The organism is Sphingomonas aerolata (assembly GCF_023935825.1).
GTDB classification, from domain to species: Bacteria; Pseudomonadota; Alphaproteobacteria; order Sphingomonadales; family Sphingomonadaceae; genus Sphingomonas; species Sphingomonas aerolata.
Genome location: NZ_CP098762.1, coordinates 3,705,770 through 3,730,211, shown reverse-complemented (window position 1 = coordinate 3,730,211; position 24,442 = coordinate 3,705,770). Strand labels below are relative to the sequence as shown.

The window sequence follows — 24,442 nt, the reverse complement described above, 5'->3', positions numbered from 1 at the left end:
TTTTAAGATAGATGGACACTGGGAACAACTATCAAATGTGCTTAGGCGTATGCGACCTTTGCCTGGCGACGGCGAACACGCATCGATGCACCGATCCCGCCAATACCGAACAACATGATCGCCCAGGTACCTGCCTCGGGAACTGCCGAAGGCTCAAAGGTTGCTGTGCCAGCATAGGACCCGTTGCCACGCGACATGCCGTTCACCACGATCTGATTCGGCGCACCCGAAGCAATAGCCAGGTTGTTGATCTCGAAAAATTCAGCATTGCCCACAATGGTCTTCGTCGCTGCGAAGCCATTGATAAACACCGACAGTATGTCGAGGTCGGTAGAGCTCGTCAGCCGCGTGGTGTTCGTGCTCAACGTACCGCTAGCCAGACCGGCCTGATCAATGACGAAATTGAAGGTATCTTGGAATGCGCCCATCCCGATGCCCGAACGACCGAAATCTGCCGAAACGGTACCATTCGTGATGTCACCGCTGACCGTGAACTCCGGGTCGCCAGGAGTGTAATCAATTGCGTGAGCCGCTGGGGCCATCGCGAACGCTGATACAAATGCCATAGTCGAACAAAGTAGACGCTTCATGACGGCCTCCTTCACTTTATGCCAAACAAAAGTATAATGGAGGTCATGACGACTCACAAACCGATATATTGCTGAAATTAGCCGTTAGCCCAATGATGTCTATTTTCGGGACAGCTGTGTCTTTTCAATCACAGGCGGCGCTGACTTGAACGCGCCACGAACGCTGATCGTCGGCATGCAGGTGGTAGCCGAGGCGATCGATCTGCCGACTTTACGCCATCTTGTCTCAGCAGCTTTTGGCCAGCCTTGGACGCGCTGAACATGCCAGAGCCACTTAATCGGAGGCAGGCGGTAGGGCTTGGGGCTGTCGTGGTGGCTGGCTGGGCAGTCGGGCAGGTGCTGCGTCGCACGGCTCCAATCGGTCGGGGTGTTGGGCCGACCGCCGACCTGATCCTGACCAGTGGAAATTCACCCGAGCAAGGTCCAGCCGATGCGACGCTCCGGCTTGCCGTCTTCACCGATTACCGCTGCCCCGCCTGCCGTCATGCCTTCCACGCTTTGGAAGAGGCGGTGGAACGCGATGGAAAGGTTAGGGTCGTCTATAAGGACTGGCCGATCTTCGGTCCACCGTCCGAACGTGCTGCGAGCATCGCGCTCGCCTGTGCCGAACAGGGGATCTATCCGGCCATTCATCGCCAACTGATGACCGACAGTCGTATAATCGACGACGACATGCTGCGAGACGTCGTTACCAGTGCCGGAGGGGACTGGCAGCGCGCGACGACGTGGCTTGCTTTACATGCAGAAGCCGTCGCCGCGCGCCTACGTGCAAACGGTCAAGAGGCCTATTCGATCGGTCTGACCGGCACCCCGGGCTATCTCGCCGGACGTATGCTGGCGATGGGAGCGATCGAGACAAGTGACTTTAAACGACTGTTTGCGCGGGCGCGAGCGGACGGCTGATGATCCGGGAGGATGTAAACATGATCGAACGCCCTGTCGGAAAAAACACGTAAGTCGTCACAGGCAGGATCGGCGATCGCGTCTTGAGACGATCAAGAGGCTGTCGTCGGAGGATATCCTTCTGTCGTGCACCAGTCAGTGACGACAGGTCGAACTTCTCAGATACACTCCTAAACCACGTATTTATGTCCGACGTTTTGCGTGACGTAGATCCTTCCGCGACGAGAACGTTTGCCCGGATTTATGACGCGGGGTGTGCAACATGCTCGCCTGGCGGACGTTAATGGCCGTGTCTAAAGTGCACGGCTAACCAAGGAACGGCGCATGGAAGTGAACACTGAGGGCGAAGACACGGGCTCAGAACGACGTGAAATACACTTCCTTGCGGCCCTATTGGACGAGTTGATGCGAAAGATGCTCGCAACCGGCGCTCTGACGCAAGCCGACTTAAACGAAATAGAATCGGCCGCAGCTAAGCGGGTCGGTGGGCAGCCGCGTGCTTGGTAGTTTCCGGCTTTTCCACCACGGCAGTGACGACCTTTGAAAACCGTGACGAGGCATCCCTCATCAGTTTTGTGATCTGGTGAAAGCCCGCGCCGGCTGGTAGCTTGATGACGCAAAACGCCTCAGACCGTCCGAAAACGTCATGGCGGATTCCAGCGTGGCAGCCGGATTGAAACTATCGATGTGAATGAAGCTTTGCCGAAAAGATTGACCGGCTAATTAAACATCTAGCCTTACTTCTCTAGAATGCAGGTACCGAGTACTAAAGTCAGCTATGCTTTGTAGCCGATTCCAATTGACAAAACGAATATTTTTCCCATCTCGTGCTATCAAACCATCTCGGGTCAAAAGCTGAAGCGTTCTGTTTATGTGAACAGCGGTAAGCCCAAGAGCATCACCAAGCTGCTCCTGTGTCAGTGTAAGTTCAAAAGATCGATTGTTGATCTTATCTGTGCCGCCAGTTCTAACGGCAAACTCGCAGAGGAAATGCGCGAGCCGGGCGCGGGCGTCTCGTCTGCCTATGTTCAATATCAGTTCGCGAAGGATGGACGCTTCGGTCAACATGATCCTGCTTATGGCATGACGTACAACCACAAACTCGTCTGAGATGGACTTTAACAGATCGCTTTGTACGATGACTGTTTTGGATCTAGTAAGTGCTTGGATATTGTAATCTGGCGTATCCAGGTAAAGACTTTCCAGTCCTAACATATCCCCGGGCATCTTGATCGAAAGAATCTGGCGGTCGCCATTGCGACTTGTTTTCTGGTAAACAAGCAAGCCTGACGCCAGTACGCCGCACTTGTTGGCAAAAGCGCCCTCCCGAACGAAAAAGCTTCCTGGATGCAACTGCTTGTCCACATAAGGCATCCGTAGGATTGCTTCAATTGCCTTGTCCGGGATACGAGCGCATTCGCCTAGCTTCTCCACAATCCGGGCGAGTGGATTTTCGTCAGGCCGAGGCATTTATTTTGTCCTGCTTATCGAACGACCACAGCTTTTCGGCGGATATGAATGGGGGATCACAAGCCCACCTTAGCATTATTAACCTAAGGTAGGAAAGGCACGCGCCGAGACTTTGTCATCTAGCCGGATTGGTTTCAACACTTGGCCTTTGTGAGGATTGTCATAGCCGGAAGGTGGTGGAACAAGGCTGATACGCCCTAAGGTCACGACTCATTGATCAGAGCCAGGAGATGACGGTGGCGGCGAGCGCGATAGCGGAAAAGAAGACGGTCGGGCATCGATCGTAGCGGGTAGCGACGCGGCGCCAGTCCTTGAGACGACCGAACATAATCCCGATACGGCTCCGACTTTGGTAGCGGCGCTTGTCATATTTGACGGGGATGATCCGGGATTTTCGCCCCGGAATGCAGGGCCTTATGCCCTTTGCCTGCAGGGCGTCCCTGTACCAGTCTGCGTCATAGCCTCGGTCGGCCAGCATCCACTGCGCCTTGGGTAAATCCTCAAGCAACGCGGCAGCGCCGGTGTAGTCGCTCACCTGGCCTCAAGCCGCGCCATCTGCTCGCCGGTCAGCCAGTACAGGTCACTCATCCTCGGTCTCCTCACGGAGCCTGAATCAGATCGAGCCGCTCAAAGCAATGGGTCCTGACCCTAACGGCCAGTCTCGGTGCCAGACGAGGCGGCTTTACAACCAAGATCGAAGCCGTCATCATCGAAGCGCAAGAATACAGTTGCAAGGGACGGCCCATGATGAACAAGTGGCCAGTTTCCGCGAGAAAATTACGCCCTGAATAACTCGTTTTGGGCGGCTGAAGAAGGAGCGCTTCCTGGCGTCCGCTCGCTACTCCTGAACGGTACGAAGTCCTAGTTAGCCGAACTCCACGACATGAGCGGCTTCGGGCGCTCGCCTGCCTCTTCGTCTTTAATTAGGCGCTGCGAGGTCGAATCGCGTCGGATCGCCGTGACGTCAAATGAGAACCGAGCTTGAAGCTTCAACAAAGTGTCGCGGGTCGCCTTCGAGGCGATGCCCAGTTCTAACAGCAGCAATAAAATGGCGAGGTCAAATAGCAAGGGATGCCCGACTTGGAAAGCCGGGCATCTTTTCGAGTTTAGCATTTCTCCGTCTTATCATTCTTCGAGTAAGGCGTTACAGGAACACTTTAATCTGAATATGACAATTCCAGAGGCTGTTGTTTCAATTAGACCCTGACGGGCTTACCGATAGGCCAGTAGCGCATATTAACCCCCGAGTTAAATACAAATACGTCTTTTGACATAAATGCTTATGACGTTAATCTGTTCAGTGATCGTCACCGCATTAGGTTTAAAGCACGTTAACCGACAACAACGGATTTGCGCGCTTTAGAGGTATTGATATACGAACCGGTCAAAGGACTAGATATTGTAAACGGAAGACTAACTTATCGCGGAGCTGGCGTGTGTAGTCTGATTAGGCAAGGGTAGAGTTGCCATCGACAAGGTCGCCGATCAAGCGCCTGGGCCCATGCAACCACTTTCCATGCGGGCCCGCGGCGATGCCGGTCAGGATGGCTTCATCTGTTATCGCGCCCGCCAGCAGGATTGCGCCAGCTGCAAACTGCGGCAATGTCGCAAGCCCAACATACCTGCTCGCAAGGTCAATTGCTTCAGTAATGAAGGCGCGCATGACCTGGACCTCCCCGTCGCCAGCAGAAGAAGATCTAGATGCTGTTTGCGCATCTCAAGCGCATTCCAAAACTGGATCGGTTGCGCCTGCGATGCCGGGTCGCGTTAGCCGAATCGCGCAGTACTATCATCGGACGGGTTGGTAGGCTTGAGACGTAGCTCGACCAAGTTACCCGACGTGCAAAGAACGCATTTCATTCGCCTATGCAGATCGTTTGCCTGAGTCGGTCAAACGCGCATAGTCTCGAGGCGATGACGACACTGCCCCTACATCCCGACGTGATCGAATTCCTTTACCGTCAGAGCCTGCGGGAGACATATCTTCAATCAGATGGCTTGGCGCTAAAGGCGATGGTGGAAGCGCTGCTTGCTGAACCCGCCCGTCGCAACCTCAAGATATGATGACCGCCCGCCAAGTCTGGTTGAAGGCAATGACGATCGTCGAGGCGCGTAGAACCGTTGCGACCGCGCCTATGGTCGATACCTTGTTGGAAATTGTAAGCGATGAGGCTGATCTACATGATTGGGCGCGTATCGCGTCTGCGGTTGACACAATTAACAACGGTTAGATGCAATAACGCGAGCGGACGTCAAGCTGGCTATAGCCACTATTATAGTTTACAGGCCGTAAGAGAATGTCACGTAGGGCATGCCAGTCGGGAAAGCCGTAGGCTGGATTACACCATTTTTTCTATCGTTCGATAGCGCATAACGCATCATATTGAGCGTTAACGCAACATCTTCATCGAAGTCGGTCAGCGTTTGCTAATATCGATGTTAGCCCATCGCGTTTCTGCCTGGGTGCGCCACCAGCAGGCCCCACGGACTTATTATCGTCATGGTGCTACGCTAACGCCCCTGTTGGATAAATCGACTGGACAGCAACATCTGCTAACATCTGAACAATTTGGACGTTTCTTTTTACCGTAGCGGTTGCGATACCGCTTTACGCAAACTTGACCGTCTTTCAGGTTGGCTCTCCCATAATGGGCTCGAAAGAATAGTGATGCTTGAATATCGCGTATATGTTATTGGTAACGATGGTAGGATTATCGAGCGCATCGATCTAGAGTGTCCAAATGATGCAAAGGCCGTTTCGGACGGAAAGACCTACGCCCGAAAACACGATGTCGAGATATGGTGCGGCCAGAGGGTCGTTACCGTTCTGCATCCTCTAACCTGATTCAGAATGTCGAACGATTTCCCCTGCAAACTTCTGAGGTAAAGAGTCATTAGCGGGCTGAATGGGTGTCGTGTATGAGCCAAGCTTTCCTTCTCGAATGACTCCGTCGGGTGCTTGGTCGTGCCAGCGAACCAATAGAGAGCCATTTTTTCTCAGTTCGAGGTCATAGGGATGATTTCGAATCGCCTTTGGATCGATGCCTAACTCCCGGGCAACACGAGCGTGCTGATCTTCTGTTTCCTCGTTTGGCATAATCTGTCTCAGCGCCCCGCCTCTGTTTCAATACTGACGCGACAAACCTTCCAAGGATAGAGATTGATCCCGCCGATTTTTTCCAAAACGGAATTAGCGCTGAACGGTTGGCCCTACTCGACCAGACGAAGACGACGCGTCAGCGGTTGCCCTTCGGGGTTCCACAAGTTTTCCGGATCGCTATCCGTACGAATCGATTAAAGCGCGGGTAATTTGCTCGTTGGCGTAAGCCCGTCACCACGTCAAAACCTTAAAAAGGTAAAGTGCATTTGGAAAGGGGTGAGCGTTTACCCCGTCGCCTTACGCGGCCGATATCTCGTAACCTAACCGACAACAGCAATCTTTTTAAGCTACGGACAGGTGAACGGAGTGCCCGAGCCGATCGAGTGGCTTACCGACAACGGCAGCTGCTACACCGGTCGCGGCACACGCGCCTTCGCCCGAGACATCGGGTTGATCGCGTGTACGATCCCGGTCAGCAGTCCTCAATCGAGGCATGGCTAAGGCGTTCGTTCGCACTCTCAAGCGCGATTACGTCCGTGTGAACCCCAGGCCGAATGCGCAGAGCGTCATCGACCAACTGCCTGGCTGGTTTGCCCATTATAACGAGGTGCATCTGCACCGCGCTTTGCGCTATCGATCACCACGCGAGTTCATTGCGAAACCTGCGAGGCGCTGTCAGAGCTTTAGGGGACGAAAACACCGAGATAGAAACCTTGCCGCTGCTCACCTCACTCTTATAGCCGGTTAAGTCTAAACGACTTGCCGTTGACCAACTGACTACGGTCTCGACCGTGGTCGCGATCAGCTCTCTATGTTACGACCTGCCAAAGGGCCTCAATGGGTCTGAGTCATAGTTAAGACTCGGTGCCTATTGTTTTCGCTGGGGGACAGGTTCCAGATGAGCGAGGAAAGTCGTTTGCACCGCGCTGCGGCTCACATCGAGGCCACTGCGCGCAAGGAGCCTTCCCCAGGCCGTGATGATCGGGCGGCCGCGCCAGTCTTCGACGCCTTCGGGCAGTCTTCCGAGCGATATGCCTATCTGGTCGAGTTCGGCCCGATTATCCCCTGGATAGCACTCCCGAATGGCACGATAGTGGATGTGGGACCGCGCGGGCTTCAGAAGCTTGGGTTCGCGACGCACGAGGTGTTGCGCGCACAGTGGCGAAGCGCAATCCACAAAGCCGACCGTAAGGTTCTCCAGCAGGCGTGGCGTAACGCGAATGAGGGCGACTGTGCCCTGGAGATTGAATGTCGCATCCGTCTGGCGGATGGGCAATACCGCTGGTTCCACGTCCGCGCCACCGCGCTACGGGATCCATACGGCCAAATCCTACGGTGGTGCGGCACCGCCGAGGATTGCGACGAGAGGCGTTGCGCGACGGACAAGTTGCGCGCCAGCGAGGAACGTTACCGCCTCGCGACCAAGGCGACGAACGACGTGGTATGGGACTGGGACTTCAATACGGGTCAGTTGACCTGGGGCGAAGCGATGTGCAGCCAGTTGGGCCATGTTCTCAGCCCCGAAACAAACCACGGGGATTGGTGGAAGGCGCAGATTCATACCGACGACCGAGCGCGCGTTTCTGCCAGCATCGAAGAGGTAATAAGCACCGGTTCAAGCGAGCGATGGCGGGAGTGCTATCGTTTCCGACGCGGTGATGGACGGTATGCGGACATCGTCGACTGCGGGTTCGTGGTGACAGACGAGAATGGCAAAGCCACCCGCATGGTCGGGGCGATGATGGATATGACCGAACGCAACCGCGCCGCGGCTGCGCTTCACCTGAGCGAGGAGCGCTATCGCTATACAATTGAATTGTGCGAGCAGATCGCTTGGACCGCTTCGCATGACGGCACGTTAATTGAGGTCGGGTCGGCATGGTCGCGACTGACCGGGCGCCCGCTTGAGGAAGCGCTCGGGACACGTTTATTGCGCTCCGTCCACTTTGACGACGTGACCCGGCTCCGGAGCCACTGGAAGCAAAGCATCGCGACCGGTCAGCCGCTCAACTGTATCTATCGCCTGATGCTGCAGGACGGGTCGTTCAGGTGGATGCGCTCGCGCGGTGCCCCTTTGCGCAACGACACCGGCGTTATTTCACGCTGGTATGGCACGACCGAAGACGTCCATGAGCAGCGTCTGGCGGAATTGGATGTGGCGTGGCGCGCGAGCCATGACGTGCTGACCGGTCTCGCCAACCGCGCCACGTTCCAGAAATGCCTCGAGGGCGCATTGCAGCGCGCTACATCGCGGGGCGGTCCGTCGGCAGTGATCATTTTTGACATCGATCGGTTCAAACTCATCAATGACCGATACGGCCACGCAGCTGGCGACACTGTACTACGCTGGATCGCGGAACGATTGACGGTCCTTGAGTGCGGCACGCCGGCGCGGCTTGGCGGCGACGAGTTTGCTGTGCTGCTTCAGGCCGCTGATCAAGTGGGGGTTGAACAGCAGGCGCATGACATAGTCTCCGCGCTACACGGTGTAGTAGAGGTGGACGATATCCGGATCGAATGTCAGGTGAGCGCAGGGCTTGCGATTTACCCCTTGCATGGCCCCACGGCCGAGGAGCTGCTCCGGAGCGCTGACCTCGCGCTGTACGATGCCAAGGCCAGTGGTCGAAATTGCTTGCGCCCATTCAGGCCAGAACTGCGCGCTGAGCTCCAGCGCCAGGTGTCCATGCTCGCTGTAGGTCGTGAGGCGCTAAGCGCCGAGTGGATTAGGCCCTTCTACCAGCCCAAGGTAGATCTTATCACAGGTAAGGTCGTTGGCTTCGAGGCATTGCTGCGCTGGGATCATCCCACGCGGGGGGTACAGACGCCTGACACACTGGCAGCCGCCTTCGACGACCGCGATCTTGGATGTCAGATTAGCGCGTTCATGCAGCGCCAGGTGATCAGTGACATGCGACATTGGTTGCAATCGGGGGTGGCATTCGGCCATGTCGCGCTGAACGCCTCTGGGGTAGACCTACGCCGCCCCGGCTTTGCCGACGAGCTACTGGGGCGTCTGGCGGCCGCGGGCGTACCTGCTGCCATGGTGGAGATCGAGATTGTCGAGTCAGTGTTTCTCGGTCGGGACCTCGACATCGTGGAGGAGGCCTTCGCCATCTTAAGCCGGGCGGGTATTTCTCTTTCCCTCGACGACTTCGGTACTGGCTACGCCTCGCTGTCGCATCTCCAACGCTTTCCAATGTCGGTTTTGAAGATCGACCGGTCCTTCGTTACGCCTCTACTGGCGGACTGCAGCGACGCGCCGATCGTGAACGCCGTGATTGGCCTCGCGACGGGTTTTCGAATGAAAACCGTGGCTGAAGGTATCGAGACGGCAGAACAGGCGCTTTTGCTACGCCGTGCCGGTTGCGATATCGGACAAGGCTTCTTCTTCAGCCCTGCACGGCCAGCGGCCGACATCCCCGAACTTACACGACGTCGTTTTTTCACAGTGCCTATCCGGTGTAGCGGCGCTTAATTGCTGACACGATCGGCTTTCAGGGCCTGCTGCTCTGAGTCAGTTATTCCTCCACCCTCGTTGCAAGGCAACCACGTCTATTTTATGGAAGGCAGACGAGGTATGGAAGATCCTTTGGTCTTGGGGTCGCAACGTACTGATAAAGGGTCGTTACACAGCGTAGCCAACTTCATTCATTTGATCGATCACCTACGTTTAGGAATAACTTATTGCTCAACGACCAAGCAAGCCCAATATCGACGGTATATTTTCTACAGAGCGATCTGCTGCTAGGTGCTATCGAGGATACGTAAATTTAAAGATAATCAGATTTTTTGATACGCTCTGGATATTCATCCCTCGCACGCCATCGGATATTGCGTCTGAGACAACGGTTTAGCGCCATCGCGCATTTGACTTATTAAGCCAAGCGCGATTGATTCCGGCCTGCGCTTTTTGCGTCGTATAACGCCACGTCGGCACGCTTGAGAATACCATTGCAGGTATCCTCGCCCACGGTTGAGGCAATGCCAAGGCTGACGGTAACCATTGGTTGTGCGGCATCCTGCGACGCTTGAACGTTGGAGCGGACGCGCTCAGCGATCTGCAACGCCCAGCTTGCGTCGGTATCGGGCAGGATGATGACGAATTCCTCCCCGCCATAGCGACCGATAAGGTCGGTGTTCCGCAGCCCCTCGGCGGCGGCCGACGCGACGCGTTTAAGAACCTCGTCGCCAATATCATGCCCGTAGTGATCGTTGACCAATTTGAAATGGTCAATGTCGAACAAAACGATCGATAGCTTGGCTCCTCCGGCGGCGACGCCCTTCAATCTGGCATCGAGATATTCTACAATTCGCCGCCGGTTCGCGAGACCGGTCAAAGCATCGGTTGAGGCGAGTAACATCGCAGCCTCAGCACTCTGGTCGGCTGTGTCGCGAGCATCTCTTAAGATCTGTCGCGCCTCGATTTGCTCTGTGACATCGCGGATCAAACCGAAGAGTCCGATCGCATCGTCTCTCGACGAGTAAACGCGCTCACCTTGCGTCTCGACGTGCCGGACAGAGCCGTCGGAACGTACCAGCCGGGCTTCGAATGCAAACGGCTGACCATCCGTGAGTGCGCGCGTTACAGCCTCCGATACACGCCGCCGGTCACCTGGATGATACAAATCGATGGCCTGATCGAGTGCTGGGGGCTGGCCGTCCGGCAGGCCGTGAATGCGGAATACCTCAGGCGACCAGAAGATCGCCTGATTGGAGGGATTGATACGCCAATGCCCGATATGCGCGGCCGCCTCAGCTTGATCGAGCAAACGGACACGTTCCGAAAGATTGATCCTTAAACGATCGCGAGCGGCAAGAAGTGTTGCCATCGGGAGCGCGGAAATGATTAGCGACAAAAGGTAGAACTGAAAAAACAGAATACGCGATTCATGCGACGCACGGATCAGGAAGATAGGTCCCGAGCCCAACCAAAGCGCAAGAGATCCGAGCACCACAACGACGATAATGCTGATGACCCCGCCGAGCATGCCGCCGCGCAGGACTGCGATCACGATGACCATCATAGGGACAAAAAGCATTGGAAACTGGCTTTGGTAAAACGTTACGCCGGTCGCGACGAACGTCAGCACCACGATGCCGATCAAATTCAGCGACTCGCGTACCGACACCGCTTGCTTCGCTGACGCCGCTACTTCAAATATGGCAAACAGCAGCGGCGTCACGAGCAACATGCCTAGCCATACCGTGCTAAGCCAAGCTAACGTGAATTCGCGGCTTGGCTGGGGAGAAATGCAGGCGGCCACTCCTGCACCTACCGACGCGGCGATCAACGTTGCGATGAAGAACGTGGACAAGCCTGATGGATCGATAAAAGATACCCGCCGCCCTGCTCGCCGGCGCAATATCAGCGTGGCAACCATCGCCTCGATCCCGTTTGCCGCAGTAAATCCAGCAGCGACGCCGAATCCTGCTCCATCAAGAAGGTTTGCCGCCAGGCTCGCAACGATAGCAGCTATAGCGAACCGCCAAACCGCGCGCCGGGGCACGATTAGCAACGTTGCTAATAGAATGCCGCTCGGCGGCCAGATTGCAGCTATTCCGTGAGACCCCCGCGCCTCGATCAGCGACAACACGGCGAAGGCAAAATAGGCGATGCCGAGCAGCGCTGGACCGAGCGGCGAATAGCCTAACCGTGCAAACATTCGGCGCATGGTGATCATGTAGCCGAAAATGATTAACGGCACCGCTTATCAATTTAGATTATGGTCGGATCATCGCGTAAAGCGGCAAACAAAGCTGCCCCGTGTCGACATCCATCGTTCGGTAGAGGGCTGTAGACGCGCTCGGCAACTTTGCGTTGTACATCTGCCCTCAAGCGCGATCGGCTGATGGGCGTTCTCAACGAGCTTAATACCCGCTTCGGAAAATTGGCCGCCCCAACGGCGTCGCACGGGTTCAAGCGGCAGTGGAAAATACGATCTGAGATGAAGTCGGCCGCCTGGACACCTGATATCCCTGAAGTGCCGCAAGTTCGAGCAGGGTAAGCTGGTGAGCGATCGCCGATGCGGGTTTCGCGCGCAAGGCGGCCGCCCCGTTTCTATGACCCAAATGTGTCAGCTGCGGCTCTCGGAGCCTCCAGAGCCGACGCCGACCACGGACTAAGCGTTCAAGGGGGGGTGCCAGCTTGGGTTGGGCGCCGATCCATCGACAGTGTTGCGTTGGAGCTATAGCCGCCTCGGAACACCGCTTGATTTGAATATATCGCTGATATGATAGTTACTGCCTATCGGAGACTCCGCCGTGATTCAGTCAGATACATCTGTAGCAAAAAGATACGCTTATTCATATGTTCGCTTCAGCAGCCCCGAGCAGATGAGCGGCGATAGCATCAGGCGCCAGACGGCGCTGGCTGTTTCTTATGCCGATGAGTTCTCCCTCATTCTCGACGATCGCCTTACTTACAGAGACTATGGTATATCCGGTTTCCGGGGTCAGAACTCTGCGTCAGGGCGCCTTGGAGATTTCCTTGGGGCAGTTTCTCTAGGAATCGTACCACAAGGCAGCCTTTTGCTTGTCGAGAATCTCGACCGACTAAGTCGAGAAAGCGCCTTGAATGCTCAGAGTCTGCTGACACAGATTGTTCTTGCTGGGATAACGATTGTCACACTATCCGATCGGCGAACTTACTCGATCGATGAGTTACGTCGAGACCCGATGGGCTTAATATACGCGCTGATAAACTTTATTCGTGCGAACGAAGAAAGTGAGTTAAAGTCATTTAGGGGGAAGGCAAGTTGGAGCGCGAAAAGGGCGATCGCAGAGTCCGAGCCGATCACATCCAGCTGTCCGAGATGGCTTTCACTTAATAAGAATGACAAGACATTTTCAATAATACCAGCGAGGGCAAAGGTAGTCAGAGATATATTTTCACTTGCTCAAAAGGGCGTATCAAATACTAAAATAGCAGAAACGTTTAACCGCCATAAGGTGCCAGCTTGGAAGTCAGATAGTCTCTGGACGCGCGACAAAGTGGGTTGGATTGCCAGATCAAGCGCGGTCATAGGAACCTTTATTCCTCATGTCATAGAATGGAAAGACGGGAGGCAGACACGCGTCCCTTGTCCGCCTATACGTCGATACTATCCTGCTATCATATCAGTAGACACGTTTCAGCAAGTACAGACCGGTCGCCTGACCAGCAATTGGGCTGGCCATGGAAGTATTGGCTATATTCTTAATCAAATTGCAGTGTGTGAAAATTGCGGCAGTTTGATGATTATTAGTCCATCAGCCCCGAATGGCCCGAGCATGATATGCTCGGCATCCGTAGCTGGAACAGCAGCCCATTATGCGCCCATCGCCTATGGCCCCGTTGATGCCGCTCTTCGCCAAGGCCTATCCGCAATTTTCACTGCCTGCGACATTAGCGCACCTGGATATGGCCGAAGCAGGCGCCTTTCTGTAGCTCAAAACAATGTCGATCGAGCCAGGCGCGAGCTTCTCGCGGTCAGCCTTAGCTCATCTCATACCGATTTATTGGAAGAGATGCGCCATACCCTTTATCTATTAGAGCAGGATTTATTAGATAAGGCGGATATGTATCAACACTCTGCGACTAGCAAACTAGAAAAAAAGCTATCTGAGGCCATCGGATGCCTTTCGACAGGTCGCCATGATAAAAAGTCGTCCATTGCCATAAACAAAGTAATAAGAATCATATTCTCTAAGGTAGTTGTCCGTTCCGAAACAGGGCACATTGATTTATACCATGATGACGGAAAGGCCCAGCGTATAAATATATAGCGTAATACTACTATAGATTTAACCAACTACAACACCTCTAAGACATAAAATAATTATATATTGGCAATCTTGCAGGGTAGCCTCTCTAAATGCTGGCTTCATTACAACTAAAATCTCTATAATATGCTATCAATAAATGCTCTATTGAATAGATATTACTTTTCTATTATATACATTAATACAGACAATACACTTTGATAGTTTGTACAAATCACGAGTCGTTAAGGGCCAGCTATTTCATTATAGGTCTATAGATATTTCAGGAGAAGTGGGTATGTCGTCTTTTTTACATGAGCAGAACCAGATTTCTCAATGGCTTAAGGAAGAAGCGATTGCGAGAGCTGCATCGACCAAAACCATAGATCCCATTGAGCGAGATCGATATCATATTCGTGCAGAGCATTATGCTGACTACGCCTGGAGTCTCGCAGAGGCGAATGATCACGCATTTATTGCTTCGGAAATCTGGCATTCAAATTCACACAGGGCGGTGAAAATTGCAGCATAAGACGAGGTCCAGCTCACGTGAGCTTGACGTTGTATGGCCTTGGTGCGGCTAAGTGGTAAAAGGACTTAGCTGTTGTATATCCTTGGCATCGCAGCGTTATTCAAGGAGGGCCTTGATTGATTACGCGTTTAGTACAGAAGTAGTTTTTCATCGTAAATAATTTTCCTAAATCGCAAACCTTAGTGGATCATAGAATGACTGATGAAAATATCCAGCTGAACGCTGTCGAGCTTGCCATCGAATTGACAATTGCGTGGCTGTCTAATTCTAATACCCGAACATCCGCCGATGAGGTTCCAGCGTTTCTCGTCCGGATGCATTCGAGCGTTCAGTCTCTGATGAGCAGCGCGGAAGAAACAGACGGTCCTGCTGCTGGCGTGCAGGATTACTCACCCGCAGTTTCGACGCGAAAGTCTTTGGCGAACCCCGACTTTATCGTCAGCATGGTTAATGGAAAGGCGTATAAAACTCTACGTCGCCACCTTTCAAAGCATGGCATGACGCCAGAGGAATATCGCCTGCGGTATAACCTGAAGAACGATTATCCTATGGTTGCTCCGACCTATTCTGAAGTGCGCCGTGCGATGGCCCACAGGATTGGCCTGGGCAGCGTCCGCAAGGGCGATGGCACGTCACCGAAGGCTCCGGCAAAACCGAAAAAGCCAAAAGCGGTACCCTCCGAGTGAGTCTGAGCTGGCCTCCTCATAGGGGCCAGGTTTTGTCGCGCAGTACAACCAAGACACTTAACGTATGATTCCCGTTTAGCCTCCCCATCGTTAACCTGGAGCATGGCTTGCACGATTTAGCAGGATACTATCCATCCGAGAGTTCGAGTTACCTACTTTAACGTTTGTGTATGCAGGAAATCGGCCCAGCCGCTGTTGACCGATTGGTGCAGCTACGCCCTATCGAAAAACACATGATTTACGACATCCCCGGTTTTCACCTTCGCCGAATCAAAGCCGCCTTCGGTCATAACGTTCGACAAACCCGGTCGCTTTGATAGGGTGTTCGAGAACGTGCTTTCGGGGGTTTGTCGTACATGCTGGTTGGATATATGCGGGTCTCGTCGGCCGATGACCGCCAAACGGTCGATCTTCAGCGGGACGCGCTAGTCGCAGCCGGTGTCGATCATCGTCATCTCCATACCGACAAGGCATCCGGCGCACGCGACGATCGGCCGGGACTGAAAGCCTGCCTCGATTATCTGAACCCGGGCGACACGCTGATAGTATGGAAGCTCGACCGGCTTGGACGGTCGCTGCCGCACCTACTGGCGATCGTTACAGATCTGAAGACGCGCGGTATCGCTTTCCGCTCGCTAACCGAGCAGATGGATACGACCACGCCGCACGGCGAATTGCTCTTCTCCCTCTTCGGCGCACTCGCACAGTATGAGCGCGCACTGACGCGCGAGCGCGTAATGGCTGGGCTTGCTGCGGCAAAGCGTCGCGGACGCCAGGGTGGCCGCCCGCCGATGATCGATACCGAAACCCTCGAACGGATTACAACCGCGCTGGATGGTGGGGCCAGCAAGGCATCTGTCTGCCGAACCTTCAAGGTACCGCGCTCGACGCTAATCGGCACCCTGGTCCGGATCGGCTGGACCGCACCTGCGAAGACCTAACTCGCATCAAGCAGTCTGTCCGAAGAACACACGGCAATCGAGAATAAGCTCTGCAAGGTCGCTCATCCCACGCGATATGCCGTAATCACGGCGCCAAACGACGGGCAACTCGTGCCTCATCATATGCGGTGCGTCCCAAGATGGACCATTGATCGGCAATTTCGTGAGCTTTCGGCAAACGGATCGCTTCCTCGTTAAATATCTGTTTATCTTGAACTTCGAAGCGGTTGAACCTAATTGCATGCCCCCCCCCAAGATACAGAGATTATAATGAACGATGACATCAACGCGGTCGAGTTGGCCGCTGAACTGACCGCTGCGTGGTTGGCCAATCCTAACACCCGCACGAATGCCGAGGATGTGCCTGAATTTTTGCGGTCAATGCATGCCGCTGTCGATCAACTGTCAGGCACAGCTACTTCAGCAGCCCCGGAAGAAGCTACTCAATCTTATGAACCTGCTGTCACGGTGCGTAAGTCGCTGGCGTCGCCCGACCACATTATTTCGATGATCGACGGCAAGTCATACAAGACGTTACGCCGCCATCTGTCGAGCAATAGCCTTACGCCCGAGGAATACCGAGCACGCTACAACCTGAAGGCCGATTATCCCATGGTCGCACCATCGTACTCGGAAGCACGGCGGACCATGGCAAAGTCGATTGGTTTGGGGCGTAAACCTGGTCAGACAGCCGAAAAGGCTACTGATCATTCTCCTAAGGCTCCCCGCAAACCTCGCGCAACCAAGGTAGCCGAGGAGGCATAAACGAAAGCGGGGAGGCGAGCCCTCCCCGTTTCCGTTCGGCTTCGCCAAGTTTCGGACGTCTCGTATGTCGCGACTTTTGCGACGCCGGCGCGCTTGCATCATGCCGCTCTTAGACCTGCCCCATTCCGAGAAACGATAGTCATCGGGACCACGATCGACCTTCCGATAATCGTATAGACCTGGAGCAATGGTCTGGATGGATCAGGAACCTAATGCCCCGCATCAGTCGTTACGCTCCAGTATCAAATGTCGCGCTACGATGGCGCGATGATAGGGGAACATAATGGCCGATCCACACAACAAGGACGGGGCTCCTCCGCGCTCGATTCATATCGAGAAGAAAAAAGTTAACTGGCTTGCCTGGATTGCGCTTGCCGCAGGTGTTTTGGCGCTGCTGTTTACACTCAGCCGTTGCGGGCATGACGAGACAGTCGCAGTTGCACCGACACCCAGTTCGTCGCCGACCGAAGTCGTTGCAACGACCCCAGGCGCGTCGTCGGCTACAGCGCTTTCGGGCACCTCAGGCCTTGGTGGTTACCTCAATGGTACCGAAGCTGCGCCGCGGACATTCCAGTTCGAACAACTGGCTTTTGATACGGCTAAGAGCACGTTGCGTGCCGGCGACGCACAGGAAGTGGCGACCATTGCTACTGTCCTCAAGCAGTATGCAAACACACGCGTCCGCATCGCAGGCTATGCCGACGCTCGGGGGCCGGCAGCGGCTAACGTTGCTCTTGGCAAGGCGCGCGCCGACGCGGTCAAGGCGGCCTTGGTTGCGCAGGGTATCGATGCCGCTCGCATCGAAACCGTGTCTGGCGGTGAGACCGATCCGGTCGACACCAACGCTACAACTGCCGGTCAGGCTGAGAATCGCCGCACCGAACTGGTCGTAACCTCGCGCTAATGCACTGACACATCTGGAGACAATCATGACCCGTACCATCACCGCCTTATTCGATGACCGTAACGACGCCGAAGCGGCCCAGGAACGCCTAAAGCAGTCACGCGTGGATGCCGATCACATCCGCATCCATGACAAGACCAGCGACGGCTACAATGAAACCACGCGCTCGACGCACGAGGATCGCGGCATTTGGGCGTCGATCAAGAATGCATTTCTGCCTGACCATGACCGCCACATATACGAAGAGGGCGTGCGTCGTGGCGGCTTCCTTCTGACCGCAGACGTCGATGACGATGCCGTCGGTGAGGCCGTCCGCGTCCTGGAAGAAGCAAACACGGTCGATATCGATGAACGTGCCGAATCCTGGCGTTCGTCGGGTTGGAACTACGAGCCAGCCGAGGCAGCGGCTACCGCTGCCAGCTATGGTCTCGATGCTTCGCCGGATCGGGCATTTGCAACGTCTGGTGACGATGTACCACCTGCTAACACGTCATCGATCTACGGCCGTCGAGATCTAGACCGTGGTTCGTCGCGGGTACGCTCGTACGGCAACGACCACAGCATTAGTAGCAAGGCGAAGGGCATGGCTGACGAGGCGCTTGGTAACGTCAAGCAGGCAACCGGCAGCGTGTTTGGAAACGAGAACCTGAAACACGACGGTATCGAGCAGGAACGTCGTGGTGAGAGTGAGCAGGGCAAGGGCCCAGACCGCTCATAGACTAAAATGATGGTGAGCGATGGCATTGCCATCGCTCACCATCTCTTAGTTCTTTAGCGATTAAGAATGCGCGGTTTCCTGCGGCACAATCTCATTTCCCACCGGAAAGACCCGTCATGATAGCCGCTTCCGGGCTCCCCGACCCATATATCCTCATTCTCACCGGCTTTGGCCTGCTTACCGCGCTGGTTGTCTGGTTACCGCTGGCGCTTCGTAAGCTACCGCTGTCGTTGCCGATCGTCTGTATCGCGCTCGGCGCTGCGCTGTTCTCGTTGCCGCAGGTCACGCTCAGGCCGCTGCCGCTTCTTTATCCCGAGATCACTGAACGCTTCACCGAGTTTGTCGTGATCATCGCGCTGATGGGGGCTGGTCTGAAGATCGACCGTGTGTTCCGATGGCAGGACTGGGCGGTTACCTGGCGGCTGTTGGCGGTTACGATGCCGCTGGGCATTCTGGCTATCACGGCGGTGACGGCATGGGGAATGGGACTGCCATGGGCGATCGCTTTGCTACTTGCTGCCAGCTTGGCCCCCACGGATCCTGTCCTGGCAGCCGACATTCAGGTCGGGCCGCCCAAGAGCGAGGACGAAGACGAGGTACGGTTCGGGCTGACCTCCGAAGCCGGCCTCAATGATGGCTTCGCATTTCCGTTCGTCCATCTTGCCATTATGCTGGCAGCCGCAACCGCAGCCGGGAGCAGCAAGCCGTGGCTGGGTGAGTGGCTGACATACCGGGTCTTATGGGAAGTAGGCGCCGGCGTCGGTGCTGGCTGGCTGATCGGTCGGGCCTTTGGCTGGCTGACCTTCCACGTACCCGCAAACCAAGCTTGCGCAGACCGGTGACGGCCTGATCGCGCTGGCTGCGACCTGCATCTCCTACGGCTTTACCGAGATCATCCACTGCTACGGCTTCCTCGCCGTGTTCGTGACTGCTTTGACGTTTCGAGGGACGCACCGAACGCACGACTTTCATCACGACATGCACGACGTCACCGAGCAGATCGAACGGCTGGCAATGATGGTCTTGCTATTGCTGTTTGGCGGTGCGCTGGTCAGCGGGCTCCTGAATTCGGTATCGTTGACGGATGCGCTGATCGCGCTCGTGATCCTGCTGGTCATCCGCCCGATTACTGGGTTGATCGGCTTGACCAGCCACCGGGCTGACCGCTCGGAAAAGCTGACGCTGGCTTTCTTCGGTATCCGCGGCGTCGGATCGATCTATTATCTGGCCTATGGTCTGAACCACATCCACGTCGATGCGGCCGAACGTCTGTGGGGCCTCCTCGGACTGGTCGTGCTGTTTTCGATCGTTCTGCACGGCCTCACCGTGACGCCAATCATGCGTTTGCTCGATCAGCAACATGGGCGAGATCCAGACAAGGATGCGCCTCCCGCCGTGGGGGCTTGAGGCAAATCTGCATCAGGGTAGCGTGAGAACGGCGATCGCATGCCAGATGCAAGAGACGCGTAAAGGGACGAGGCATGACCAAGACGAACAAGGGGAACGCGAGAGGGCACGGCGCTGGCAGTCCCTGGGCTATCCCTGCAAAAGGCTGGAAAGACATTACTCTGCGAGCATGGAAGGAAGAAGGTCGGGATAACATCAGCCTTGTAGCCTCCGGCGTGGCTTTCGGCGGCGTGCTCGCCATGGTGCCGATGCTGGGCACCGTAGTGCTGAGCTACGCCCGAGCTTCCTGACTAATATTGCGCAGACAGCGCATGCCTGCCGATCCAAGGTCCTTAGCTCGATCGAAGGTGACCGGACCTATAGGTCCCAGCATCTGTTGGTACCTGTCACAACAAGGAAGCCGACATGAATCTCAATGACCTGCTGCCTGATGGTGGCATCGATGCACTCGCCGCCCAGCTAGGCATACCGCGTGACCAAGCCCAGCGCGGCGCAGAAGCGCTGCTGCCGTCGGTTCTGGGCGGCATGGGAAATAACACGACGCAGTTAGACGCCCATGTGAACACGCTTGGCGGCGCAGACCTTGCTTCGAACGTGTTGGGCAACCAGCCGACGCAAATCGACCACGGTAATCAGATCCTCGGCGGTATCTTCGGATCGAAGGACGGCAGTCGTGAGGTCGCCGACAACGCGGCGCAAAGCAGCGGCCTGGCACCGGAGCTTCTGAAGCAGATGCTGCCGATCCTGGTCATGCTGGTGGCCGGCCATCTGACAGGGCGCTCGGCCGGGCAGCAAGGTGGCCTTGGTGGGATCTTGGGATCTGTACTCGGTAGCCTGGGTGGCGCCGGAGTCGTAGGCGCTGCGCCTGGGGGCGGTCTTGGCGGCGGACTGGGGGGCATTCTTGGTTCGGTATTTGGCGAGCGGCGATAGAGCCGTCCGGACATAAGACCGTCCTGCTCGATCAAACCGGTGGTCTTGAGAGCAAGAAACATCCCGTCGCCACGTGGCTACAGCACGACGATAACATCGACGGCATAACTGGGGAGCGCATGTGATGCGGAGACGAGGAAACAAGTGAGCCGGTCCTGTGGCAATTGTCATCTTCGTGATGATCGTGGCACTCGTAGTCACGATCTGCTGGCTCGCCGCGTGTGGCTTTCACAAAGAGCCGAATGGACCACCGCGTGGTAGTCAGACGCTGCCAGCTCAGGCAGCGCAGGGGACGGTAGCAGTAGCGCCTCCGAACACTAGTCCAGCTCGCTAAATTGAGGACAGTTAAGCCAGCAGTCTAAGACCGAAGGGGACCGCACAGGGTGCGGTCCCCTTCGGATTGTGCGCGTTAGTTGCGCAGGCTGTCTGGAACGATACCGCCGTTATCGGAAAGCTTCTGCATCACTGCCTTATGAAGGGCGATGTTCTGCTCGGCTGAGCCGTCGGCGGCTGCATGGACGTTCAGTTCGCTGGCAAGCTCCTTGCGAGCCGTCAGACTGGAATCCAGGTCCAGCAGCTTTAGAAGATCGACGATCGAGCTGTGATAGTTGCCGCCGCCATCTTTCATCGATGCCATCTCGCTAAGGACCGCACCGACGTCGACGGACTGCTGAGGCGCCGTTGGGGCGGGCTGAGCGGCAACGGTTGGGGCGGCCTGTCGTGAGGCCTGCGGAGCAGTGGCAGGAGCAGGAGTCGGCGCTGCGGCTGGCGCGGACTTGTGATGGAAAACCTTGTTCATGATCGTGCTGAAGATGCTCATAACCGTGTCCCAATAAGCCGGCAGCTGTGCCGGCAGACATCCAGAACGAACGCGCCTTATGATCGGTCCGGAGCTCGTTGCTGGTGCGGAACGGTCCTTCGAAGGCACGCGTTAAGCGGGCAGCGGCAATATGCGAGCAGATGGAGACGATGATGAACTTCAAGACTCTGGCACTAGTGTCGGTAGCGGCCCTGTCATTGGCCGCGTGCGGCAAGAAGGCCGAAGATACGACTGCCCTTGATAACAGCACTTATGCCAACACGACCGCCACGGACGTGAACGCAGCTGGTTTCAATGATGCGATGGCAGCACCGGCCTCAGGTGGACAGGCCTTCGCCAACATGGCGGCTGCAAGCGATGCGTTCGAGATCGAGACCTCGAAGCTGGCCGTAACCAACGGCGCATCTGCTGCGGTAAAGAAGTTCGCTGGCCAGATGATCACCGCACATCAGGGGTCGACTGCAAAGCTGAATGCCCTTACCGCGACGCTGTCACCAGCTCTGACGCCCAACCCGGCGCTGAATGCCGAGCAGCAGCAGAAGCTTGCCGATCTGAAGACCAAGCAGGGCACTGATTTCGACACCGCATACGTGGCTGCCCAGGTCGCCGGGCATCAGGAGACGCTCGATACGCTCAAGGGATATGCTGCAACCGGCGACGTGCCGCAGTTGAAGACGTTCGCGTCGGGATTGGCACCGACGGTTGCAGCGCATCTCAACATGGCAAAAGCTCTTTAGTCCTAAGGTTGGGTCTTAGGCGATGATGTATGAAGCCAAGAGGTGCACTTATTGTACCTCTTGGCTTTGCATAACGAGGGGCTACACGACCTCAATCTGCAATGGCATCCTCGCGCAGAGGAATTGTCTGGCGGCCGGACATTCTGGAGCGCAAGCTGAGCTAGTCCGGGATGGTGAACCTGCGCTACAAGAGCTGTTGGAAGCGCCAGTGGCTTGATCGCTTCCTTGACTGGCTTGGCGAAGAGCTACCCTATTGCGGCGTGCGCTAGGTGTTCTGAACCGTGGCGATCGGATCTATTTGGCTGCCCTAAGCTGCCCCTCATCGACATCGGCCCTTTCTTCCGCATCGACGCTGCGTTCAAGTCTGGCCTCATCTGCGGCGAGTACCGCCGCATTTTAATTAGTGATGCCAAACCTCGCCGCGACGTCGGGGCGAAGCGCAGCAGGTCTGGTCGAGCCGCAGGAGGCCAGCTGCTCCGTCCAGCGCATCCGTCGTTTCAAAGCGACAAGTTCATTCATTGCGCTGTGGGGTACGATCTTTATCGCTTGCCGTCATCGCCCGTCTTTGTCGCTGATCTCCTAAGTTTCGGATGTCGCGTATGTCTCCGCTTTTGCGACAATCACGAGATAAGGCGTGTTAGGATAATGACGGTTCAGGTGCTTCTTCAACGCCTAACCAGCCACCACTAATCGCCCGGATTAACCAAGCAGGTAGATTACCTCGCAAGCGCCGATCAGCGAGATCGGGACGGCCAGTGCTGCGATCAGCGTCGCCCGTGCGGAGTGTAGAAAGAGGAAGATCACCAGCACGACCATGACGACCGCGAGCAGCAGCTCCATTTCGACATGGCTGATCGAGGAGCGGATGCTGGTGGTCCGATCGGCCAGCACCGTGACGTCAAGACCAGCCGGCAACGCAGCCTGTAATTGGGGGAGGCGCGCCTTTATCGCGTCGACTGTCGAAATGACGCTCCAGCGGTGCTGTGACCACCTGACTGATGACTTCGGGACTTGCGCCCGGATACAACGTCGTCACCTGGATCGTGGGATAAGTGGCATCGTCCAAAGGCGGTATGACCGCAATGTGAATCTGTCAGGAGAGCGTTAGGGTAAGCAACTGCTCTTCATAATCATCCCGAGCCGCCTTGATAGTACCGAATGCCCTTCTTCACCGCCTCGACAATCAGGCCCTCTTCCCGACTTGGCTATAGCTCTACGAGTAATTTAATAGCTTTGAAATTGATACCGGTAATGCGACTGGTCGAATGTCGATCAGTGCATGATCAGGAACGGCGATCCAGCCTTCTTCCGTTATCAGTCGATTGCCATAGCCTGATGGCCGCAATCGAATGGGCAGCCCCAAAAACTTCTTGAGGGAGTCGGGGTAATATCCCAATACAGCTTCGGTATCGATAGCAAGCCGAACGACAAACTCAACGTCTAAAGACCAGCTGACAGGCCGCTGGTTTAGAGCGCCTGCTTTAGCAAAACACTTTTGCAGGGCATGTCTGGGGGTCAAGAGAATGGGTCCTTCGGTGTTACGTTAATATCGTACTATACATCATGTATATGTGCCTAGTCGGCCCAGCGAAGCTGTCGTGTCGCAGGTGGCATTTCAGCGAGTTCGCGATAACTTGCGGCCATGCCACGATGAATGGCAGCAATTTTCGGATCTTCAGCCAAGTCCGCTAATTTAGCGGCGGTAGAAGCGCGCTGCGCGTAATATGCACGTTCGTTCACCTCAGGCATGGTCTCGCTCCATGACAAGCGGACATGTCTACCACGTCCATCACTACCGTGCTTCAGACTAGTCGTAGCGATTGATTGATTATGGCAGTTATGATGCCGGATCTCAATATATGCGTCATCAAACGTCAGGAAGCGGCCGGTTTCGATCGATGCTTAGAGTTGTGGTAACGCTCAACGGCCTCAGCGAATGAGACATCCCCTCGTACGGCACGGTTTCACCTCACTTAAGGCGCAGCAGGAACGTCCGCTTTTGGTGGTTAGCGGTCGTTCCGCGCGCGGAACGCGAGCACCACGAACAGCGGCCACAATAGCGCGCTAATCCCCCAAGTCGCAATGAACGGGTAGACGATGGCTGGCGCGTTCATGTGACCGCCAAAGCGAAGCATGACGAATGAGCACATGACGAACACGGCCGCTGTGCTCGCAAGCCAAATCAATGCGCTCTTAAAC

23 protein-coding genes and 3 pseudogenes are annotated in these 24,442 nt (G+C 55.7%); 18 read left to right on the top strand and 8 right to left on the bottom strand.

The window, feature by feature from the left end:
- Positions 1-41: 41 nt before the first annotated feature.
- Positions 42-590, bottom strand: a complete 549-nt coding sequence (locus NEF64_RS17085) for an FxDxF family PEP-CTERM protein (RefSeq protein ID WP_042466505.1) — start codon at positions 588-590, stop codon at positions 42-44.
- A 246-nt stretch (positions 591-836) separates the two neighbouring features.
- Here NEF64_RS17085 and NEF64_RS17080 point away from each other — a divergent pair, with 246 nt between their 5' ends.
- Positions 837-1,493 (top strand): DsbA family protein, encoded by a 657-nt coding sequence (locus NEF64_RS17080; protein ID WP_252574239.1) that lies wholly within the window; start codon positions 837-839, stop codon positions 1,491-1,493.
- A gap of 723 nt (positions 1,494-2,216) precedes the next feature.
- Here the strand turns inward: NEF64_RS17080 and NEF64_RS17075 are convergent.
- Together NEF64_RS17075 and NEF64_RS17070 are read right to left on the bottom strand one after the other, a co-directional pair.
- Positions 2,217-2,963: a Crp/Fnr family transcriptional regulator gene (locus NEF64_RS17075; RefSeq protein ID WP_082447091.1), complete on the bottom strand. Its 747-nt coding sequence runs from the start codon at positions 2,961-2,963 to the stop codon at positions 2,217-2,219.
- Between the two features lie 217 nt (positions 2,964-3,180).
- Positions 3,181-3,504 (bottom strand): annotated as a pseudogene (locus NEF64_RS17070) (transposase); the annotation flags it as partial.
- A 984-nt stretch (positions 3,505-4,488) separates the two neighbouring features.
- On the opposite strand from NEF64_RS17070, the pseudogene NEF64_RS17065 reads away from it, so the two are divergent.
- The 4 genes and pseudogenes from NEF64_RS17065 to NEF64_RS17050 all read left to right on the top strand — a co-directional run.
- Positions 4,489-4,718, top strand: a pseudogene (locus NEF64_RS17065) (IS5/IS1182 family transposase); the annotation flags it as partial.
- Between the two features lie 159 nt (positions 4,719-4,877).
- Positions 4,878-5,027, top strand: coding sequence for a hypothetical protein (locus tag NEF64_RS17060; RefSeq protein WP_156360513.1), 150 nt, complete (start codon positions 4,878-4,880; stop codon positions 5,025-5,027).
- Between the two features lie 1,529 nt (positions 5,028-6,556).
- Positions 6,557-6,811 (top strand): integrase core domain-containing protein, encoded by a 255-nt coding sequence (locus tag NEF64_RS19395; protein ID WP_081874110.1) that lies wholly within the window; start codon positions 6,557-6,559, stop codon positions 6,809-6,811.
- Between the two features lie 150 nt (positions 6,812-6,961).
- Positions 6,962-9,538 (top strand): sensor domain-containing protein, encoded by a 2,577-nt coding sequence (locus NEF64_RS17050; RefSeq protein WP_252574237.1) that lies wholly within the window; start codon positions 6,962-6,964, stop codon positions 9,536-9,538.
- A gap of 400 nt (positions 9,539-9,938) precedes the next feature.
- Here the strand turns inward: NEF64_RS17050 and NEF64_RS17045 are convergent, their stop codons facing one another.
- On the bottom strand, positions 9,939-11,744 hold the full coding sequence (locus NEF64_RS17045) for a sensor domain-containing diguanylate cyclase (RefSeq protein WP_156360515.1): 1,806 nt from the start codon (positions 11,742-11,744) through the stop codon (positions 9,939-9,941).
- A 168-nt stretch (positions 11,745-11,912) separates the two neighbouring features.
- Between NEF64_RS17045 and NEF64_RS19390 the strand changes: the two genes are divergently transcribed.
- The 12 genes from NEF64_RS19390 (at position 11,913) to NEF64_RS16990 (ending at position 20,686) form a co-directional block, all read left to right on the top strand.
- Positions 11,913-12,068 (top strand): DUF4113 domain-containing protein, encoded by a 156-nt coding sequence (locus NEF64_RS19390; protein ID WP_081874109.1) that lies wholly within the window; start codon positions 11,913-11,915, stop codon positions 12,066-12,068.
- Positions 12,069-12,324: 256 nt separating this feature from the next.
- Positions 12,325-13,827, top strand: coding sequence for a recombinase family protein (locus NEF64_RS17040; RefSeq protein ID WP_252574235.1), 1,503 nt, complete (start codon positions 12,325-12,327; stop codon positions 13,825-13,827).
- A gap of 274 nt (positions 13,828-14,101) precedes the next feature.
- Positions 14,102-14,335, top strand: a complete 234-nt coding sequence (locus tag NEF64_RS17035; protein ID WP_252574233.1) for a hypothetical protein — start codon at positions 14,102-14,104, stop codon at positions 14,333-14,335.
- 194 nt (positions 14,336-14,529) lie between these two features.
- On the top strand, positions 14,530-15,021 hold the full coding sequence (locus tag NEF64_RS17030) for a Ros/MucR family transcriptional regulator (RefSeq protein WP_082447093.1): 492 nt from the start codon (positions 14,530-14,532) through the stop codon (positions 15,019-15,021).
- Positions 15,022-15,377: 356 nt separating this feature from the next.
- Positions 15,378-15,962: a recombinase family protein gene (locus NEF64_RS17025; protein WP_252574231.1), complete on the top strand. Its 585-nt coding sequence runs from the start codon at positions 15,378-15,380 to the stop codon at positions 15,960-15,962.
- Positions 15,963-16,232: 270 nt separating this feature from the next.
- A complete protein-coding gene (locus NEF64_RS17020; RefSeq protein WP_252574229.1) occupies positions 16,233-16,727 on the top strand; it encodes a Ros/MucR family transcriptional regulator in 495 nt (164 codons plus the stop codon).
- A 283-nt stretch (positions 16,728-17,010) separates the two neighbouring features.
- On the top strand, positions 17,011-17,631 hold the full coding sequence (locus tag NEF64_RS17015) for an OmpA family protein (protein WP_252574227.1): 621 nt from the start codon (positions 17,011-17,013) through the stop codon (positions 17,629-17,631).
- 25 nt (positions 17,632-17,656) lie between these two features.
- A complete protein-coding gene (locus NEF64_RS17010; protein ID WP_252574224.1) occupies positions 17,657-18,349 on the top strand; it encodes a CsbD family protein in 693 nt (230 codons plus the stop codon).
- 116 nt (positions 18,350-18,465) lie between these two features.
- The gene (locus NEF64_RS17005) at positions 18,466-19,191 is read left to right on the top strand and encodes a cation:proton antiporter domain-containing protein (protein WP_252574221.1); all 726 of its coding nucleotides are present in this window, start codon (positions 18,466-18,468) and stop codon (positions 19,189-19,191) included.
- A gap of 4 nt (positions 19,192-19,195) precedes the next feature.
- A complete protein-coding gene (locus NEF64_RS17000) occupies positions 19,196-19,756 on the top strand; it encodes a cation:proton antiporter domain-containing protein (protein ID WP_338112132.1) in 561 nt (186 codons plus the stop codon).
- Between the two features lie 74 nt (positions 19,757-19,830).
- Positions 19,831-20,046, top strand: coding sequence for a hypothetical protein (locus tag NEF64_RS16995; protein WP_252574220.1), 216 nt, complete (start codon positions 19,831-19,833; stop codon positions 20,044-20,046).
- A 115-nt stretch (positions 20,047-20,161) separates the two neighbouring features.
- Positions 20,162-20,686 carry a DUF937 domain-containing protein gene (locus NEF64_RS16990; protein WP_252574217.1) on the top strand — a complete coding sequence of 175 codons (525 nt, stop codon included), beginning with the start codon at positions 20,162-20,164 and terminating at the stop codon, positions 20,684-20,686.
- 409 nt (positions 20,687-21,095) lie between these two features.
- On the opposite strand, the gene NEF64_RS16985 is transcribed toward NEF64_RS16990, so the two are convergent.
- The gene (locus NEF64_RS16985) at positions 21,096-21,506 is read right to left on the bottom strand and encodes a DUF3597 domain-containing protein (RefSeq protein ID WP_159513522.1); all 411 of its coding nucleotides are present in this window, start codon (positions 21,504-21,506) and stop codon (positions 21,096-21,098) included.
- Positions 21,507-21,646: 140 nt separating this feature from the next.
- On the opposite strand from NEF64_RS16985, the gene NEF64_RS16980 reads away from it, so the two are divergent.
- Positions 21,647-22,243, top strand: coding sequence for a DUF4142 domain-containing protein (locus NEF64_RS16980; RefSeq protein ID WP_159513523.1), 597 nt, complete (start codon positions 21,647-21,649; stop codon positions 22,241-22,243).
- Between the two features lie 705 nt (positions 22,244-22,948).
- On the opposite strand, the pseudogene NEF64_RS16975 reads toward NEF64_RS16980, so the two are convergent.
- From NEF64_RS16975 to NEF64_RS16965, 3 genes and pseudogenes are all read right to left on the bottom strand, one after another.
- Positions 22,949-23,215: pseudogene (locus tag NEF64_RS16975) on the bottom strand (efflux RND transporter permease subunit); the annotation flags it as partial.
- Between the two features lie 241 nt (positions 23,216-23,456).
- Positions 23,457-23,762 (bottom strand): hypothetical protein, encoded by a 306-nt coding sequence (locus NEF64_RS16970; RefSeq protein ID WP_252574215.1) that lies wholly within the window; start codon positions 23,760-23,762, stop codon positions 23,457-23,459.
- Between the two features lie 56 nt (positions 23,763-23,818).
- Positions 23,819-23,992, bottom strand: a complete 174-nt coding sequence (locus tag NEF64_RS16965) for a hypothetical protein (protein ID WP_252574212.1) — start codon at positions 23,990-23,992, stop codon at positions 23,819-23,821.
- Positions 23,993-24,442: the final 450 nt, after the last annotated feature.